The sequence below is a fragment of the Pseudoalteromonas sp. SR41-8 genome (genome assembly GCF_014163915.1).
GTDB classification, from domain to species: Bacteria; Pseudomonadota; Gammaproteobacteria; order Enterobacterales; family Alteromonadaceae; genus Pseudoalteromonas; species Pseudoalteromonas rhizosphaerae.
The window spans coordinates 1-16,521 of sequence record NZ_JACJEE010000011.1; the positions used below are offsets into that span (position 1 = coordinate 1).

Annotated in this window: 14 protein-coding genes and 1 pseudogene; 9 read left to right on the plus strand and 6 right to left on the minus strand. The window is 39.1% G+C overall.

Going from position 1 to position 16,521, the window contains the following annotated elements:
• Together H5162_RS09230 and H5162_RS09235 are read right to left on the minus strand one after the other, a co-directional pair.
• On the minus strand, positions 1–673 hold a 673-nt coding region (locus tag H5162_RS09230; protein WP_182734510.1), incomplete at its 3' end, for an ABC transporter permease.
• Positions 670–1,359 (minus strand): ABC transporter ATP-binding protein, encoded by a 690-nt coding sequence (locus tag H5162_RS09235; protein ID WP_182778394.1) that lies wholly within the window; start codon positions 1,357–1,359, stop codon positions 670–672. The genes H5162_RS09235 and H5162_RS09230, both read right to left, overlap by 4 nt.
• 184 nt (positions 1,360–1,543) lie before the next feature.
• Here H5162_RS09235 and H5162_RS09240 point away from each other — a divergent pair, with 184 nt between their 5' ends.
• From H5162_RS09240 to H5162_RS09270, 7 genes and pseudogenes are all read left to right on the plus strand, one after another.
• Entirely contained in the window at positions 1,544–2,650 is a 1,107-nt protein-coding gene (locus H5162_RS09240) for a phosphoribosylaminoimidazolesuccinocarboxamide synthase (protein WP_182734512.1), read from the plus strand.
• A 163-nt stretch (positions 2,651–2,813) separates the two neighbouring features.
• Positions 2,814–3,473 carry a methylamine utilization protein gene (locus H5162_RS09245; RefSeq protein WP_145234718.1) on the plus strand — a complete coding sequence of 220 codons (660 nt, stop codon included), beginning with the start codon at positions 2,814–2,816 and terminating at the stop codon, positions 3,471–3,473.
• The gene (locus H5162_RS09250) at positions 3,466–5,778 is read left to right on the plus strand and encodes an EAL domain-containing protein (protein ID WP_145234720.1); all 2,313 of its coding nucleotides are present in this window, start codon (positions 3,466–3,468) and stop codon (positions 5,776–5,778) included. Before H5162_RS09245 ends, H5162_RS09250 begins: the two co-directional genes overlap by 8 nt.
• Positions 5,765–6,598, plus strand: a complete 834-nt coding sequence (locus tag H5162_RS09255) for a DUF3034 family protein (protein ID WP_145234722.1) — start codon at positions 5,765–5,767, stop codon at positions 6,596–6,598. Before H5162_RS09250 ends, H5162_RS09255 begins: the two co-directional genes overlap by 14 nt.
• On the plus strand, positions 6,598–7,017 hold the full coding sequence (locus tag H5162_RS09260; protein WP_145234724.1) for a group 1 truncated hemoglobin: 420 nt from the start codon (positions 6,598–6,600) through the stop codon (positions 7,015–7,017). The genes H5162_RS09255 and H5162_RS09260 overlap by 1 nt, the downstream gene beginning before the upstream one ends.
• Before the next feature lie 185 nt (positions 7,018–7,202).
• Entirely contained in the window at positions 7,203–8,177 is a 975-nt protein-coding gene (locus H5162_RS09265) for a CDP-glycerol glycerophosphotransferase family protein (protein ID WP_310736422.1), read from the plus strand.
• Positions 8,174–8,569, plus strand: a pseudogene (locus H5162_RS09270) (adenylyltransferase/cytidyltransferase family protein). The gene H5162_RS09265 and the pseudogene H5162_RS09270 overlap by 4 nt, the downstream one beginning before the upstream one ends.
• Before the next feature lie 36 nt (positions 8,570–8,605).
• Here H5162_RS09270 and H5162_RS09275 read toward each other — a convergent pair.
• Positions 8,606–9,622, minus strand: coding sequence for a CDP-glycerol glycerophosphotransferase family protein (locus tag H5162_RS09275; protein WP_182759632.1), 1,017 nt, complete (start codon positions 9,620–9,622; stop codon positions 8,606–8,608).
• Between the two features lie 235 nt (positions 9,623–9,857).
• On the opposite strand from H5162_RS09275, the gene H5162_RS09280 reads away from it, so the two are divergent.
• Positions 9,858–11,093 carry a capsular biosynthesis protein gene (locus H5162_RS09280; RefSeq protein ID WP_182778335.1) on the plus strand — a complete coding sequence of 412 codons (1,236 nt, stop codon included), beginning with the start codon at positions 9,858–9,860 and terminating at the stop codon, positions 11,091–11,093.
• The gene (locus H5162_RS09285) at positions 11,026–11,880 is read left to right on the plus strand and encodes a sulfurtransferase (protein WP_182731307.1); all 855 of its coding nucleotides are present in this window, start codon (positions 11,026–11,028) and stop codon (positions 11,878–11,880) included. The genes H5162_RS09280 and H5162_RS09285 overlap by 68 nt, the downstream gene beginning before the upstream one ends.
• On the opposite strand, the gene H5162_RS09290 is transcribed toward H5162_RS09285, so the two are convergent.
• The 3 genes from H5162_RS09290 to H5162_RS09300 all read right to left on the minus strand — a co-directional run bounded on the left by H5162_RS09290 (position 11,849) and on the right by H5162_RS09300 (position 16,476).
• Positions 11,849–13,393: a tetratricopeptide repeat-containing sulfotransferase family protein gene (locus H5162_RS09290; RefSeq protein WP_259398200.1), complete on the minus strand. Its 1,545-nt coding sequence runs from the start codon at positions 13,391–13,393 to the stop codon at positions 11,849–11,851. The genes H5162_RS09285 and H5162_RS09290 overlap by 32 nt on opposite strands.
• 64 nt (positions 13,394–13,457) lie before the next feature.
• Positions 13,458–15,890, minus strand: coding sequence for a TonB-dependent receptor (locus H5162_RS09295; protein WP_145234734.1), 2,433 nt, complete (start codon positions 15,888–15,890; stop codon positions 13,458–13,460).
• A 208-nt stretch (positions 15,891–16,098) separates the two neighbouring features.
• Positions 16,099–16,476, minus strand: coding sequence for a DUF5522 domain-containing protein (locus H5162_RS09300; RefSeq protein WP_145234736.1), 378 nt, complete (start codon positions 16,474–16,476; stop codon positions 16,099–16,101).
• Positions 16,477–16,521 lie beyond the last annotated feature (45 nt).

Below are 16,521 nucleotides of genomic sequence, written 5' to 3' on the forward strand. Positions count from 1 at the left end.
GTTCATGTTCATGTTCATGTTCATGGCTGGTGTGGTTACCGCTGTGGATAAGTTCAATAGCCGCTAATGGAATATGTAGGGTTTTATCAACTGGCGTGCCTGTCGCATCTAAAATGCCCACCACAGTGAAGGGATTATCATCATGATGATGAAAGCTGGTATTACCCATACCGTGTGAAATAACGATACTATCGCCCAGCGAATAGCCTAGCTTGGCTGCTACCTGCGCGCCCAGTACGACTTCATTTAAATGGGCGAAGGCGCGGCCTTGGCTAAACCTAAGCTGCTGCTTTTTAGCAAATTTATAATGTTGAAAATAATCAGCTGAAGTGCCCAGTACCGCTTGGCCTTTATGGCTGTCCCCTAGTGATAGCGGAATGGTCCAGTTGACGCCGCGTTGCTGTTTTATATATTGGTAGCTTTGCCAGCTAACGCCATTATTAGCATGACCAATGCGAAAAACCGAAGACAATAACAGCTGTATATCTCCGGTACGAGCGCCAACAATTAGATCAGTACCAGAAATGGTATTACTAAAACTACTTTTGGCATCAACCCGTACTCGCTCAATACTCAGCAATAACATGACACTAACAGCAATAGTAAACAGAGTTAAGAATGCACTAGCGCGGCGATTATATAAGCTACTAATAGCAAGTTTTAAGAGGATCATTTATCTTGCTCCTGTAGCGACAGTAAATCAATGCTGCGATTAAAAAGTGGTTGTAAGCTGGTATCATGGCTAACAAAAAGTAAGGTGCTATTCGCTTCGTTTGCTTGTGTAAAAAGTAAGTTGATAAAAGACTGGCGATTGTTTGCATCAAGAGCAGACGTTGGCTCATCGGCAATTATCAATTCGGGGCTGCCAATAAAGGCGCGCGCCGCCGCGACTCGCTGTTGCTGGCCAATACTCAAACTAGCGACATTTTGTTGATGTAATTGCTCGTCTAAGCCCAGTGCATTTAATAGCCTTGAAGCCTCTTGATTAAGGGTTGGACTATTGATTAATGCTTTTTTTTGCCGTGATTTTGAAAATTGGCAACCTAATGTGACATTATCAATCGGTGATAAGTAAGGTAGTAAATTAAAATTTTGAAAGATATACCCAATATGCTCAGCTCGAAACCTATCGCATTTACTTTTACTTAATCGACCCAGTTCACAACCTAAAATACTCAATTGGCCTGATGTAGGACGGTTAATACCTGCAAGTAACGATAATAAAGTGGATTTACCACAGCCGCTAGGGCCATGTAAAAACACATGTTCACCTTTAGCAATGCTAAGTGTTGCAATTGCTAAAGTGGGTTTGACTTGTTGTTTTTGCCATTTAAAACTTAGCTGCTGTAAATTAATCATCACGTAAATTACTACTGGATTTTGATGTTATCTTATAACGTGTATAATAAAATACCAACTAAACTGCGTTAAATCACATAGTGCTTTAATTGTGATTTCCCCCGGTCTCGATTATTATTAGCGGCTTATAACCCCATACCCATACGATCGCCCTTACAGGGCGTGCCATATACTCGGAGATAGCATGACTAGCTATAAAGTTTTAGACGTAAACGATGACTTACCAATACGCACAAAGGGCCCAGTTCACAGTGGCAAAGTACGTTCAGTTTATTGGTTAACAGACGAAGACAGCGCGCGTTTGATCAGTGACAAAGGTTACCAAGTGCCAAAGGGTACAGAACTGGCTATTATGGTTATTTCTGATCGTATCTCTGCATTTGATTGTATATGGCAGGGCGAAAATGGTTTAAATGGCGTGCCAGGTAAAGGGGTCGCATTAAACACAGTTGCTGCTCATTGGTTTAAGTTATTTGATCAGGCAGGCCTTGCAGGGAATCACATTGTTGATATTCCGCATCCGTATGTGTGGATTGTACGTAAAGCCAGTACAGTAAAAGTAGAAGCAATTGCTCGTCAGTACATTACGGGCAGCATGTGGCGTGATTACAGTAAAGGTGTACGTAATTTCTGTGGATTAGAATTACCTGAAGGCTTAACGGCTAATCAAAAGTTAGACGATGTGTTAATTACGCCATCAACAAAAGGTATTATTACTGGCGTTGCAGATATTCCTGCGGTGGATGATGTCAATATTACCCGTGAAAACATAACTAATAACTTGAGTGTGTTTAATTTTAAGTCCGAAGATGATGTTGCTCAATACGAGAAATTACTTGTTGAGGGTTTTGCTTTAATTAGTGCTGAGCTAGGTAAACTAGATCAAATCTTTGTCGATACAAAATTTGAGTTTGGCTATGTAGAAGATATTGATGGTACAGATAAACTAATCTATATCGATGAAGTTGGGACGCCTGATTCATCAAGAATTTGGGATGGTGCTGCGTATCGTGATGGTAAAATTGTTGAGAACTCTAAAGAAGGGTTCCGCCAATTGTTAATTAATAATGTGCCTGATAGTGATGTGTTATTGAATAAAGATCGCATGCTTGAACGTGAGCAACTAGCAAAAGATTACATTTTACCTGAGTCGGTTATGTTAGCTGTTTCTGATACTTATGTAGGTATCGCTAGCAAAATTGTGGGTCGTGATATTTTAATTCCAACAGATCCGCGTAGTGAAGTAATTGCCATTTTAGACGGGCAATATGGTTTAATTTCTAATGCTTAATTACTAGTAATCAACTTGCACCATTTTAAAAGCTTAGAGTTTTGCTATTATTTATAGTTACTGGGCTTTTATTCTTGCATTTAGAGTCAGTCTCTAATTAACTTAACCTAAGATTAATTAGAGATACTCATATGTTAGTGTTCGCACAACAGGGGATGACCAAATGAGACTGCAAGTAATGGCAACAAAAAGCATCATGACAGTTTTCGCTATGGTGCTTGCATGCGATGTTTATGCGCAAGATGTTACGCTCAACATCGTTGATCAATATGGGCAGCCTCTCACCAATGCAGTGATAGAAATTGCTAGCGAAAGCAATAAAACATTATCGCAACAGTTACCTGTACTGATAATGGATCAAGTAGATAAGCAGTTTTCACCAACGCTTTTGATTGCTCACCAAGGGCAGCAAGTGAACTTTCCTAATAGCGATAATATTCGCCACCATGTATATTCTTTCTCGGAAGCTAAACCATTTCAGTTAAAGTTATATTCTGGACAACCAGAAGCTCCGATTACATTTGAAAATCAAGGGGTTGTGGTGCTTGGCTGTAATATCCATGATTCTATGCTAGGGTATATTTATGTTGCGAAAAGCGCTGATGTTTATCAAAGTGATGAGCATGGGAATGTGCAACTAAGTGGCCTAAATTTGCCAGTACAGCTAACTATTTGGCATGCTTTACAAAAGAACGCACTCGAAGCAAAACAGCCTTTAACGTTAGCTGTAAATTCACCTCATAGTTTACAAGTGACACTGCAAACAACTGAGCCTAAGCCACGTAATACTTTTGGTAGTAAGTTTAAGGGTGGGAATGACTAATAGTTTAAAAAATCGCATAACTGTTTTATGTGTAGGCTTAGTGTTATTAACTACTGTTGTGAGCTTATTTAGTTTTTGGTGGTCGACGAGTCAATTTAATGAAAAAAAGGTCACCCAAGATATTAATGTGGCTGAAAATGTCTATAAGCAGTACCTAGCGTCAAAAGAAAGTTTATTGCTCACAGCTGCAAAAGTACTGACTGCTGATTTTGGCTTTAAACAAGCGGTTGCTACCAAAGATGCAAATACCATTAGTAGCGCATTGTATAATCATAGTCAGCGAATCAATGCTGATTTAATGCTGCTTCTAGATCTGTCAGGAAAGTTAATTTCTACTAATAAACAGCAAGATTTTAATAATAACTTACAAGAATTAATGAATGAGTTGCTCAATAATACCGAGCAATCTAGTTTTGTAGTGCTACACGAACAATTGTATCAAGTCATTTTACTACCAGTTAAAGCCCCGCGTACTATCGCCTACAGTTTAGTAGGTTTTAAAATTGATGATGAGGTTGCGGTTGAACTAAAAAACTTAACAGGTATGGATGTAAGCTTTATAGCTAAAAGCGATAATTTGGTTAAAAGCTCTTTGTTAGAGCGTCCAAGCCCATTTATTCCAAACGAGTATTTTCATAATTCCACCACAAAACGTATTTTTGGTGAACAATTGGTATATCGCAATCGCGATGTACATTTGCCTTCACTTGACGATCATCCCGTTAATGTATTGCTTAGTGCTGATCTAACGCAGAGTTACAGTGAATTTGAGAGATTGTTTTACACGTTAGTCATTCTTGCGTCTTTAACGATTTTTATCGGCGTTATTACCAGTAGTTTATTGGCCAAAAACTTAACCATGCCGTTATCACAGTTGGCGAGTTTAGCGCGGCAGTTTGCGCGAGGAAACTACAGTGTTGATGCGATGAGTAAAAACCAAAGCAATGAAATAGCTACATTAATTGATGCTTTTAAGAACATGGGTAATGATATCCAAGAGCGTGAACAACAAATTAGCTTTGCCGCAAAGCATGATTCTTTAACTGGTTTTTATAATCGTTCTGCAATGCTGGAAGTGTTGAGCGAAAATCTTGAACAAAACCAAGAATACACCTTAGTGGCAATCGATATTCGTGGTCTTAGGCATATTAACGATAAGCTAGGAGCTCGTATTGGCGATGACTGCTTAAAAGCTGTGGCTTTACGTATTGCTGAGTTTTCAGATGAGTTTGGTGGTTTACATGCACGTATTGGTGGTGATGAATTTTTAACCGCTTTTCCTAGTAGTGCAGGGCGTAATCTTAAAAGTGGCATAGTCGGGTTAATGGCGCAGTTACAAGCTGGTTATACTATTCAAAAGCTTAAAATCAATTTACGTTTTAGTGCTGGTGTGGTGGAGTATCCTTCGCAAGGGTTACAAGCGGATGATTTAATGCGTCGGGTCTTGATTGCTGTGGATAGTGCCGCAAGTGCTCATGAAAATATTCATTATTACCTGCCTGGAGAGGATGAAGCGCATCTTGATAGGCTCATTATGATCGATGAGCTCAAGCAAGCGATTAATGATGACGATGGTCAATTGTTTATGACCTATCAGCCTAAATTACATATCGCTACACAACAAATCAATAAAGTGGAATCGCTTATTCGTTGGCAACGCAAGGATGGTAGTTGGGTATCGCCGGAGCTATTTATTGACCTAGCTGAACAATCGGGATTAATTGTTGACCTTACCGGTTGGGTGGTAAAAACAGTAATAGCACAGGTCGGACTTTGGCAACAGCAAGGCATTTATATGCAAGCTGCAATTAATGTTTCAGCCCAAGATATCGCTTATCCCGGCTTTCACTCTAATTTAATTCGTACATTAAAACAGTTTTCAGTTGCACCTGCGCTTATCACGATTGAATTAACAGAGCGCGATATGATTGAAAATGAAGAAAAAGGTATTCAAGCGTTGGAAAACTTGAAAGCAATCGGTGTCAAAATTTCTCTTGATGATTATGGGGTTGGGCAAACATCGCTAGGGCGCCTGAAAATGTTACCTATTGACGAGCTGAAGTTAGATAAGTGTTTCATTCTTAAACTAGATGAATCTGAAAAAGATCAGTTTATTGTTGAATCTACGATTACCTTAGGTCATCAGCTTGGCTTCTCTGTTGTAGCCGAAGGGGTTGAAACATTAGAGTCGCTAGAGCTGCTACAAAAAATGCAGTGTGATCATGTGCAAGGGTATTATCTAAGTCGTCCACTCAAAGCAGACGTGTTTGAGCAGTGGTTGGAGCAGTATAATGAAAAAGCTTAAATTATTATGTTTAACTGTTATCGCATTATCTGCATTTAATACTTTTGCCTCAAAAGGCAAGCTGCTAGCAACGCCAGGAGTATCGCAAGTAGAAGGTAGTGGTGGTGGTGGTATCGTGCCTTGGGCGCAGCTTGCGGGTTATGCCAGCGAGGATGAGTTTTCTATTAATGGCTTTTGTAGTCGGGCCGATGTTACCGATTACAGCTTAGATGTATGCGGTGCACAAGTTAACTTATTTAATCGCGTTGAGCTTAGCTATGCACAGCAAAACTTTGCTGTGCCGGCGCTAAATACCGAGATAGAACAAGAAATCAGCGGTGTTAAGATTAGGCTCTATGGTGATATTGTTTATAGTGACTGGCCTCAAGTTACCTTGGGAGTACAACATAAATCACTTGATGATGGCGCAGTCGCTATGTTAGTAGGGGCTAAGGATACCTCCGGTACGGATATTTACCTTGCTGCAAGCAAGCTACATTTAGGGGCCATTGCAGGTTATAACTGGTTTTGGAATGTTACCACGCGTTATAGTGAAGCAAATCAGCTTGGCTTACTCGGATACGGTGGGGCGAATAGCAATGAAAAACTATTATTTGAAGGTAGTACTGCCATTTTTCTTAGTCGAGAAGTTGCTGTTGGAATAGAGTATCGTCAAAAATCAAATAATCTCGGATTGGGTGAGCAAGATTGGCAAGATGTGTTTGTTGCTTGGATACCAAATAAATACGTAAGTGTCACTGCAGCATACCTTGATTTAGGTAGTATTGCTGGGGCAAAAGACCAAACCGGTTGGTACTTATCGGTAACAGGATATTGGTAATGGGAAAAATACTAACAACGATAGTGTTAATAGCCAGCTTAGCAGGTTGTTCATCGGCTTCAAATCTAACGTTGTATCAGCAACTTGGTGGTCAAGCAGGGCTACAAAGACTGGTTGATAGTTTCATTAATCAAATCGGTAATGACGAACAAATTATTCATTACTTTGAGCATGCAAATATTAGCCATTTCCGTGAAGGCTTTATTAATCATTTGTGTGTACTAACTGATGGGCCCTGTGAATATACGCGTGATAGTATGGTTGATATTCATACTGGCATGCACATCACGGAGGGTGACTTTAATCATGTGGTTGATTTGTTAATTAATGCCATGAATGAACAAAATATTAGTCATACAGTGCAAAATAAAATACTCGCGAAAATGGCACCACTGAGAACCGAGATTATTAAGATTTAAGCAAAAATAGTCGTTGTTATGATAGTTTAGGCTGAAATAAAATTATGGTTTCTGTACAATGGCATTTGTTTTTGGTTAAATTAATGTAAATTATGTTCGTGTATTTTGATGTTTTGCATATTTATTATATCCCTCAATACTTACCAGTTATAAAAAAGCTGACCAAAAAAGGGCATAAATGTGTATTGATTTTTTATAAATCGCAGGATGCGAAACTAATTTCTGTTTGCAATAAGTTTATTGCAGACAATCGGCTATCAGCAGTTTGGCTAAATGATACCAGTCAGGCTTTTGCTTTTTACCAAAAAAGTGAAGTTGATTGGATTATATTTGGTAATGCATTTCCACAAAGCGAAAAGTTAAATAAAAAAACAGCACTGATGCAACACGGAATTGGCCCCAAACAGTGCTACTACGATGTATCAAATGCAGGAATGACTGTAAGGTTTGTTGAAGGGGTACATCGGAAAAATCGATTACAAAGCCTTTATCCTAACGGTACTTTTATTGACTCAGGTTATGCGAAGTTAGATCCTCTATTTGACTACAGTGTTGAAAAAATATCACTGGAAAAGCTCGGTCTGGATCCTAATAAAAGAACATTGCTATATGCGCCTACATTTTATCCAAGTTCAATTGAGTGTATGAGCGACCATTTTGCGGATGACTTTGCAGATTATAATATAATTATAAAACCACACTTTTTTACGCTTACAAAACCACGTTATAAAAAACAACGCTTTAAATTAGCTAATTGGAAAAAACACACAAATGTTTATATTGCGGATGAAAATCAATTTGATTTAACACCATTTATTGCGGTTGCCGATATTATGCTTTCAGACGCATCGTCAGCTATTTTTGAATTTGCTGCACTAGATAAACCCGTTATATGGTGTGACTTCTATAAATTACGCTGGAGTTACCGTGGTATTTTTTCATTTCGTTTGAAAGGGCGTTTGGATGATGATATTCATTATTTTAATGAAATTTGTTACCCTGCTAAGCATTATCAAGATCTCGCCAATATGATTAATCAATCTAGTTACGAGAGTGACGTTTTCAAAGAAAATAGGGCGAGGCTTATTAAGTTGCTCGCTGGTAAAATGGATGGCTTATCTGCTGAGCGCATTGCTAACTATTTAGAAGAGAATAAATGAGGCGAATAATAACTTTTGGGACGTTTGATATTTTCCATGTTGGCAATATCAATATATTAGAGCGAGCGAAAGCACTGGCTGATTACTTAATTGCAGGTGTGCTTTCAGGTGCTCTTAATATGTCAAAAAAGGTCGTAATCCAGTTTACAGTGAAGCAGATAGAGTGAGAATAATCAGTTCATTGCGTTGATGAGATGTTTATTGAGCAATAATTAGAGCTTAAAGGTGAGTACATTACTGAACATAATGCTGACTTATTAGTAATGGGGGATGATTGGGCTGGACGTTTTGATGAATTTAAAAGCTTGTGTGATGTTAAATACCTTATTCGAACCCCATCAATTTCAACCACTGAAATTATTGAAGTGGTACGTAATCCATTATCGCAATAAATGTTGTAAGGTGGGGCTTGCCCACCTTCGATTTAATTACTTTAATTTCATATAGTTTAGCGCTTTACGGATTTTGTATCTGCGCAGTAGATTAAGCGGCTTTTGCATAACTCCGGTCTCAATAATCTGTGCAGTTGCTGCTAGTATGCGTTGAGCGCTGTTTCCATCAGTAAAAGGATGTACTTGAGTTATATACTGGTTAATTTTCAGTTGCTGCTCATCGCTGAAAGATAATGCTTGCTCTAGCGCGTTAGTTAATTGCTCTGCAGCTGTGATATTAATTAAAGCATCTTGAGGTTGGCTATTGTTAAAGGTGATAACGGGTTTGCCTAATAATAATGATTCATCGACGGCACTTGATGTATCTGAAATAACCACATCAGCGTGTTGAATTAATGGGATTAAGTTATCGTTTTGGCAAATTTCAAAATGTTCCATTTCAGCCAGAGTCAGATAAAGCTTTTGCCACTGAGGTTTAGTTTTTGGATGAAACTTCAGTTTTATATCGTAATCACCACTACTTGCAAGTGATTTTATTTGCTCAAATAAAATCTCGAGAGAAGATAAATTTGGCGAAAATGTTGGCGCATATAAGATAACGGGCTTCTCATTTTGTCTTTTTTCGTAATTAAAATAAGGATCAAGTTTCGGCCAGCCAGTTTCTATCACTCTAAAATAACGGTGTTTTTCTGCTAAGCGTGTAAATGGTTCCGTTGTAAGAGGACCGTGAGTACAGTACAAATCAAAAAAACCTCGAATCGCAAAATGACCTTTCTTTTTATATTCTAAGCCATGAAAAACTTGCACTTTCACACCGGGGAAAAAATCTGGGACTACATTTCCAGGTACGAACACTGCGCAGGGATTAAAGTTTTTGACATCTTCAATATTTTTAAGTTGTTGCTCTCCTTCTAACAAGCCGTTGGCAATTCCACTTCTTTTTGTAATAAACCAGCAGGCTTTATCTCCATTTGCTCTAATTGCATCTTGAATTGGGCGTAAAATAGCAAAGCTGTAAGGTTGTTCTACATAAAGCAGGTAATGTTTAGGCATAATGGGTCGCTTTTAGACTTTTAATTGGTAATTCAATATGTGGCAGAAGAATTAGATAACGCCATCTTATTTATTAAGTTTTACCGCCTATAATACAATTTTACTACAGTAAAATAAATCTATGTGATCTGCGTCTTTTAAGTAGCTAATAAAGTATTGTAACGCTTCATTCATAAATAAGTCATTATTACGGCTTAGTATTTATATCAAATATTAAAATTGGTATAAGCACCCTATGCACTTTTTATTCGTATCTCGTCGCAATGTACATGCTCGCTACTATAAAAAGTTAATCACTCAACTAAATTTAAGTGCTAGTTTACATATTTTTGGTAAGCCAATACTGCGTGCATTAAAGTACTTACCGGAGGCATTTAAAGCGTCTTTTGACGATATAATAGCTACTCAGATAAAGCGTAAACAAGCAAAGCATGCTATTTGGCATAGTTACTTGTTAATCTTACCTTATTACCTTCTACTCAATTTTGTCGAGCGTTGTCGCTACGCTAAGTATTTGGCGTTACTTACTCGGGAAAAACCAACACATCTGGTTATTTGGAATGGTCATAAACTGCCTAATATCACAGTAGTAAAAGCGGCGAAAAAGCTAGAAATTAACGTTTTTTATTATGAAAATGGCTTGCTGCCAAATACTAGCTGTTTAGATCCTAAAGGTGTTAACTTTGCATCTGCAATTAAGCGTGATCGAAATTTTTACCTTAATTTTGAATCATCATATGCATCTGATTTAAGCGCTTTAGCGTTAATGCCTCGATCAAATCACAAAAAACGTAAAGCATTTTTACAGAGTAAGTTACCGCCAAGGTATATTTTCGTGCCTTTTCAGGTTCCCCATGATACGCAAATCGTTTGTTATTCGCCCTGGATTAATTCAATGGAGATGTTATTTACAGAAGTAATGACAGCGATTGAAAAACTAAATGATCCAGAGTTAAAAGTGGTATTTAAAGAACACCCCTCTTGGCATAAACATTATTCTCATTTATATAAAAAGCACCCTCAGGCAGTATTTGCCAACGGCAATGTGACGGCTGATTTAATAGAAAATGCACAGGCCGTGATCACGATTAATTCTACCGTCGGACTAGAGGCGTTATTGTTAGGGCGCCGTGTTATTACGCTTGGGCAGGCTTGCTATAACATTGATGAATTGGTTTTACATGCGCGCAATAATGAGGAGTTAAGTGAAAAAATATCGCAAATGAACCAAGGTTGGCAATTCAATGCTCAACTTAGAAATCAATTTTTCAATTATTTAAAGCATGTTTACAGTGTCCAAGGAAGGTGGCAAGATTGCTCAAAAGAACATACTGATGCTGTTGAAAAACGTTTGTTAGGATTGGATGTTTTTTCTCAGCAAATTAATGAAGTAAAGGATAACAATGAAAAACATCGTAACTTGCCAGTGGTTGAACGAGCACTTAAACGACCCCAAGCTGATTATTTTTGATGCCGGTATGGTGCGTCCAGGTAAGCTGGGAGAGTATAAACCAGAAGCTAAGTTACCTAATGCGCAGCGTTTTGACTTTAAAAAGCAATTAGCCGATCAAGACAATCCGCTACCGCATACCATGTGCAGTGCGGAGCAATTTACTCAGCAGATGCAGTTAATGGGGGTTGATAAAGATTCCTTAGTTATCATCTACGAAGACCAAGGCTTATTTAGTGCTGCAAGAGGTTGGTGGATGTTTAAAGCCATGGGCTTTGATAATGTCAAAGTACTCGGTGGTGGCCTTGCTAAGTGGCAGTCGTTGGGTTATTTAACTCAAATTGAATATAGCCGCCATTATCATAAAGGTAACTTTGTTGCCAAACCGCGAGTTGGTTACTTTATTGATGCTGCTGCAGTCTTTCAGGGCATAGATGATGAACATACCGTACTACTTGATGCACGAGGTTATCAGCGTTATTTAGGTGAAATGGCAGAGCCGAGAGCTGGGATGCGCAGCGGCCATATTCCAAATAGCCGCGCTTTACCTTTTGTTGAATTATTGGATGATGGCGAAGCAAAACCATTCGCTGATATTAAAGCTGCTTTCGAGGCTGTACTTGGCGATCAAGCAGATCTGCAAACTACCTTGCAATTTAGTTGTGGCTCCGGCGTTACTGCATGCATCTTGGCGTTATTTGCCGATGAGTGCGGATATGAAAATCTGCATGTTTATGACGGCTCATGGAGTGAGTGGGGCGGCCGAGACGAACTACCTATCGAAACGGGTCCTTGTCCTTCGCGTTAAACGCAAATCCGTAGTGCTGCCAGTAATCAATGGCTTTATTATTGAGAGGCTGGCGTACTTGTACTTTGCTTGCTGTTGCCGACGGGCTATGTTGCTTATGAAAATCCAGACACTTAACTTGCCAAGGTAAATCACAAAAATCATAGAGCAGCTGCGTGCTTGTGATTGGCTCTGATACTAATGTTTCGTATTGCATAATCATCACATTATCCGGGTGTTTTGCTGCAAAATGATTTATCAAAGAGCTGTAATCTTGATAAAAACTATCGATGTCTTGCAGGTTATAGCTATAGTGATGAAACGCACTGGCTGGGCTGTACAGTTGGCGGTAATTAGCTATACAGCTAGCTTTTCGGCCTCGTTGCATGCAAATGATTTTAGCCTTCGGGAAAGCCGCTAAAATTAAATCGATATAGTAAAAATTAAATGGCTGTTTGTCGCAGCTGCGTAGCTGTGCTGCTACTAGTTGACTAATACGCTGTTTATACTGACTCAACTTCGCCATTAACGCAGCATTTTTATATGCGTCATTGAGCACCACGCTATTTAATGCCTGAGCATTATTACCTTGGCAAACCTGGGCAATATCATTGAGTTCACCAACACCTTGCACCAAATCTGATTGATTCATTATTTTTTCTAGCAAAGTAGTCCCTGAGCGCGGCATACCAACAATAAATATCGGAGTAAAATCGTTGTCGCTTAAGGACGGCGTATAACTGTGACTTAAGGTTATCAGTTGCTGGCTAAATGCTTTGTGAGCTTGCGCATCATATTTTACATGCTGACAGATCGCTTGCTTACTTGTAGTAAAGTGGGCAAAGGCTTGCTTATAATCAGCGCAGTGCTCGTAATTGAGTGCAATCGCATGGTGCAGAAATTGTTGCTGCATCGGCGTTTTAGCGTATTCGGTTAAAGTTAACAGCTGTTGTAAATGCTGCTTGGCCTGCTTGTTATTGTTAAGTTCAGCTAGCGAGTAGTGAGCTTGAAAATGCTGCGGATACTGTTTAACAAGCATTTGTAGTAGCAGTATTGCATCACTAAATTGCCCCATTATTTTATATGCCACTGCTAAGTTATAACAGATTTGTGGATTTTCAGGAGCATGTTGATAGGCCCGAAATTGCCACTCGAGCGCCAGTGGATAATGGCCTAAACGAGTCAGTACATTAGCAATTAAATCGCATTCAATAACTTCATAATATGGATGTTTTATTGCTTCAGTTATATATTGCTGCGCATCTAACAGCTGCCCGCGCAGTACGGCAAATTTGGCTGAGTGAGCAAAATATAAAGGTAGGGGCGCAATACTAATCGCTTTGCTTAAGAGTTTATGTGCCTTGCTAATATCATTTGCTGCAACATTTACTTGCGCTAGCAAAAAATAGCTAAAGTGATCATCTGGTGTGTTTTTAATATTATTGATCAGTAATAAGTGCGCGTCATTAAGCTTGCTATGATTAATAGCGTGCTCAATTTGTTGTTGTAGGTTTTTTTGTATCGATGTCAACATGGCAATAAGCATAAAAGCCTTGGCGTAAAACACCAAGGCTTTTTTAATTTATAGATAACCGTTATTACAGTTCAAAGTTATACGTAAACTTCATGCCGATAGTGCGCGGCGCTGTAGTGTAGTGACCATACACACGTTGTAGTTCAGGGAGCTCTTTATTTAGCTCTTCATATTTTGCCATACCTGCCCATGATTTATCACGGCGTACCGAAGTAAAGGCATACTTATCGAATAAATTATCAACATAAATAGTGGCGGACCACATATCACCCGTTAGCTTGGCAGATAAATTACTAAGCGCATAACCTGCAAGTGTTTCACCATCGGCTTTTAAACCAACTTTAGTGATCACGTCACTTTGCGCGGTCATACCGTAGTTAATGCTCAGTAGTTTATCGTCTAGTACATCTTGTTCATAACGCAGGCCGAATGAAAGCTGATGCTCAGGTGCGCCTGGTAGGCGGTCTCCATCAGTACCATCGTAGTATGCTTGATACTGTGTATATTTTTTATCTAATGTACCTAATAAACCTGGTGCATCCTCGGTTAGCTCAGCTTTTGCATAGGCGTAAGTTGCGTAGGCCGTCCAGTTATCAGCAATTATAGCGCGAGAAGAAATTTCCACGCCTTTTGAATTGGCAGCACCTGCATTAGAGGTGATCAGCTCTTGACCATTCACAGTTGCAGTACCAACTTGCGCATCTTTCCAATCAACATTAAATAATGCCGCGTTAAAGTGTAGACGATTTTTAAACCAGCTCGATTTAAAACCCAGTTCATAGTTTACTGTTGTATCTGGTTTATAATCTTCTTCATCTGGGTATGCACAAACAATTTGTTGATCTGGCAATACATCTGGGCAAGGTGCAATACCGTTACCACCGCCGATTCTAAAGCCTTCACTTACGGTAAAATAAGCAAGCACTCCTGAATCAAAGGTGTAGCTGGCATTAAATTTAAATAGATTACCGTTGTCGCTAGCGCTTACGTTCTCCATCGCTAAATCGTCAAGAGAGTCAAAGTTAAGCGAAAATAACGGTGTTGCAGAACCCGCCGTGGTTGATACATCATATTCGTAAAAACGCGCACCAAGGGTTACATTGAATTGATCGGTAAACGCATAACCTACTTCACCAAATAGCGCTTTTTCAGTGGTTTCAGAGTCACTGACTAAAATATACTCGAGATCTTGTTGTAGATTAGGAATATCATCGCCCCCAAACTCAGTTAAACCGGGTGTGTATTCGCGATCATCTGAGTGAGTTTCAAGCTTGTTGTAGTAACCACCGACAATCCAGTTAAAAGCGCTATCAGAGTTAGACACTAAACGAATTTCTTGAGTGAAACTATCACGTTTTGATGTATCCAAGGTTTGCGCAACAAACGCTGGAAATTCTGCATAACCAGTCCATATGTCGTAAAGCAAGTCTGTTTGGTCGCGTTGCCCAGATTGCTCATAGCTTGACCAACCAGATGCTGATACAAGTTCAGCAAAGCCTAGATCCGCTTTAATTTCCAAGCTTAATAAGTCGTTTTCTTCTTCACCAGGCTCAAGTATGCGGGCGGCATTTTCGTATTGACCCACCATACCTTGTAAGGCACTGCTGTCACTTAATGAATTATATTGCGATGTAGAATTACCGCCATTTTCTTGTTTTTGATAAAAATAGTTTAGCGTTGCTTCTACTGCTTCGTTGGCTTGCCAACGCAAGGACACACGACCTGTGGTAATTTGCTCATCATTTACATCACTGACACTGCGCAAGTTAGCACTAACATCCTGTGGGTTGGTAAAATCAGGATTTGGGTTTGATACGCCTGGGTTTTGTACTACGAAGTTATAATCGATATAACCTGGGTTGGTGTAGTAATTGACGCTAGCGCGGATTGCCAATACATCGTCAATTAACGGCGTATTAAATACTAAACCAAACTCACCGCCAGTGCCGTCACTTTCGTTTAAGCTAAACACATCACCAGTGACTTGCCCTTCGGTAATATCGAGCTGAGGTTGTTTTAATAAGTAACGAATTGCACCACCTAATGTTCCCGCTCCGTATAATGTACCTTGTGGACCAATAAGCACTTCAACACGGTCTACGTCTGTTAAGCGTAAATCAATATTTAGTGGAATTTCACCCACGTAAGTCGCTACTGTACCACCATCAGAAATACGATCAGAAGTATTGGTATTTAAGCCACGGACAATAATTGGTGAACCTTCACGGCCACCTTGATCAGAAATAGTTAAACCTGGCACCCAGCGTGCCACATCTTCAAGATCACCAATGTTTTGATCTTTGATCACATCACCATCAAGGGCGGTAATATTAAGTGGTGCTTCTTGCACTGAGCCCGCACGACGAGTCGCGGTAATTTGAATTGTTTCAATTGCTTTTTCTGTTGCAACTTGTTGCTCCGCTGCAACAGCATGACCGGCAGTAAAAAATTGGGCGGCTATTGCGCAAGCGACAATATTAGGCTTGAACTGTTTCATTGATTATCCTGTTTTTTGTTTATCTGGTTGTCATTTTCTAATAAGAAAGCATGTTATAAAAAGATAAACAAGATGGCTGAAAGGGTACGGAAATTAATATGCAATTATATAGATAAAATATTCATCAAAAAACGTTTTTTAGTGCTTTAAAGAGTTTTTATTGAATATTAATATTTGTATGAATTTTTTTCTCTTTATGGTTTTTTTGCTATTTTGCATCACTTGTTAATTTTGTGTTTTTGAATGGGCAGTTTTTACAATTGTTTTTACAACATGTACCACGTTTTAAAAAGAACCAGCGTGAGAACACCATATAGTTGTTCTGCATTGTATAATCGAGATTTTCTATTAGGGGATTATGGCTAGAGAAAGAGGCTGCAAAACTAAGCTGATTTTTAAGTGGTTGCTGATAGAGGGCATTTAAAAATAGATTGATTTTAGTCAACGTACAATCTCTGCATAAACAGCTGGTGGTTGTGCTATCAAGCGGTAAAATAGCAGGCAGCTCATTGCACCAACAGGCATTGATATCATCAACATTGCAGTTAAGAGTCGCTTGGCATTGCGAGCAGGCTAAAATAGTCATTAGATATATTTTAATCTTTAATGAAATAGTCAGTTACAGGATAAC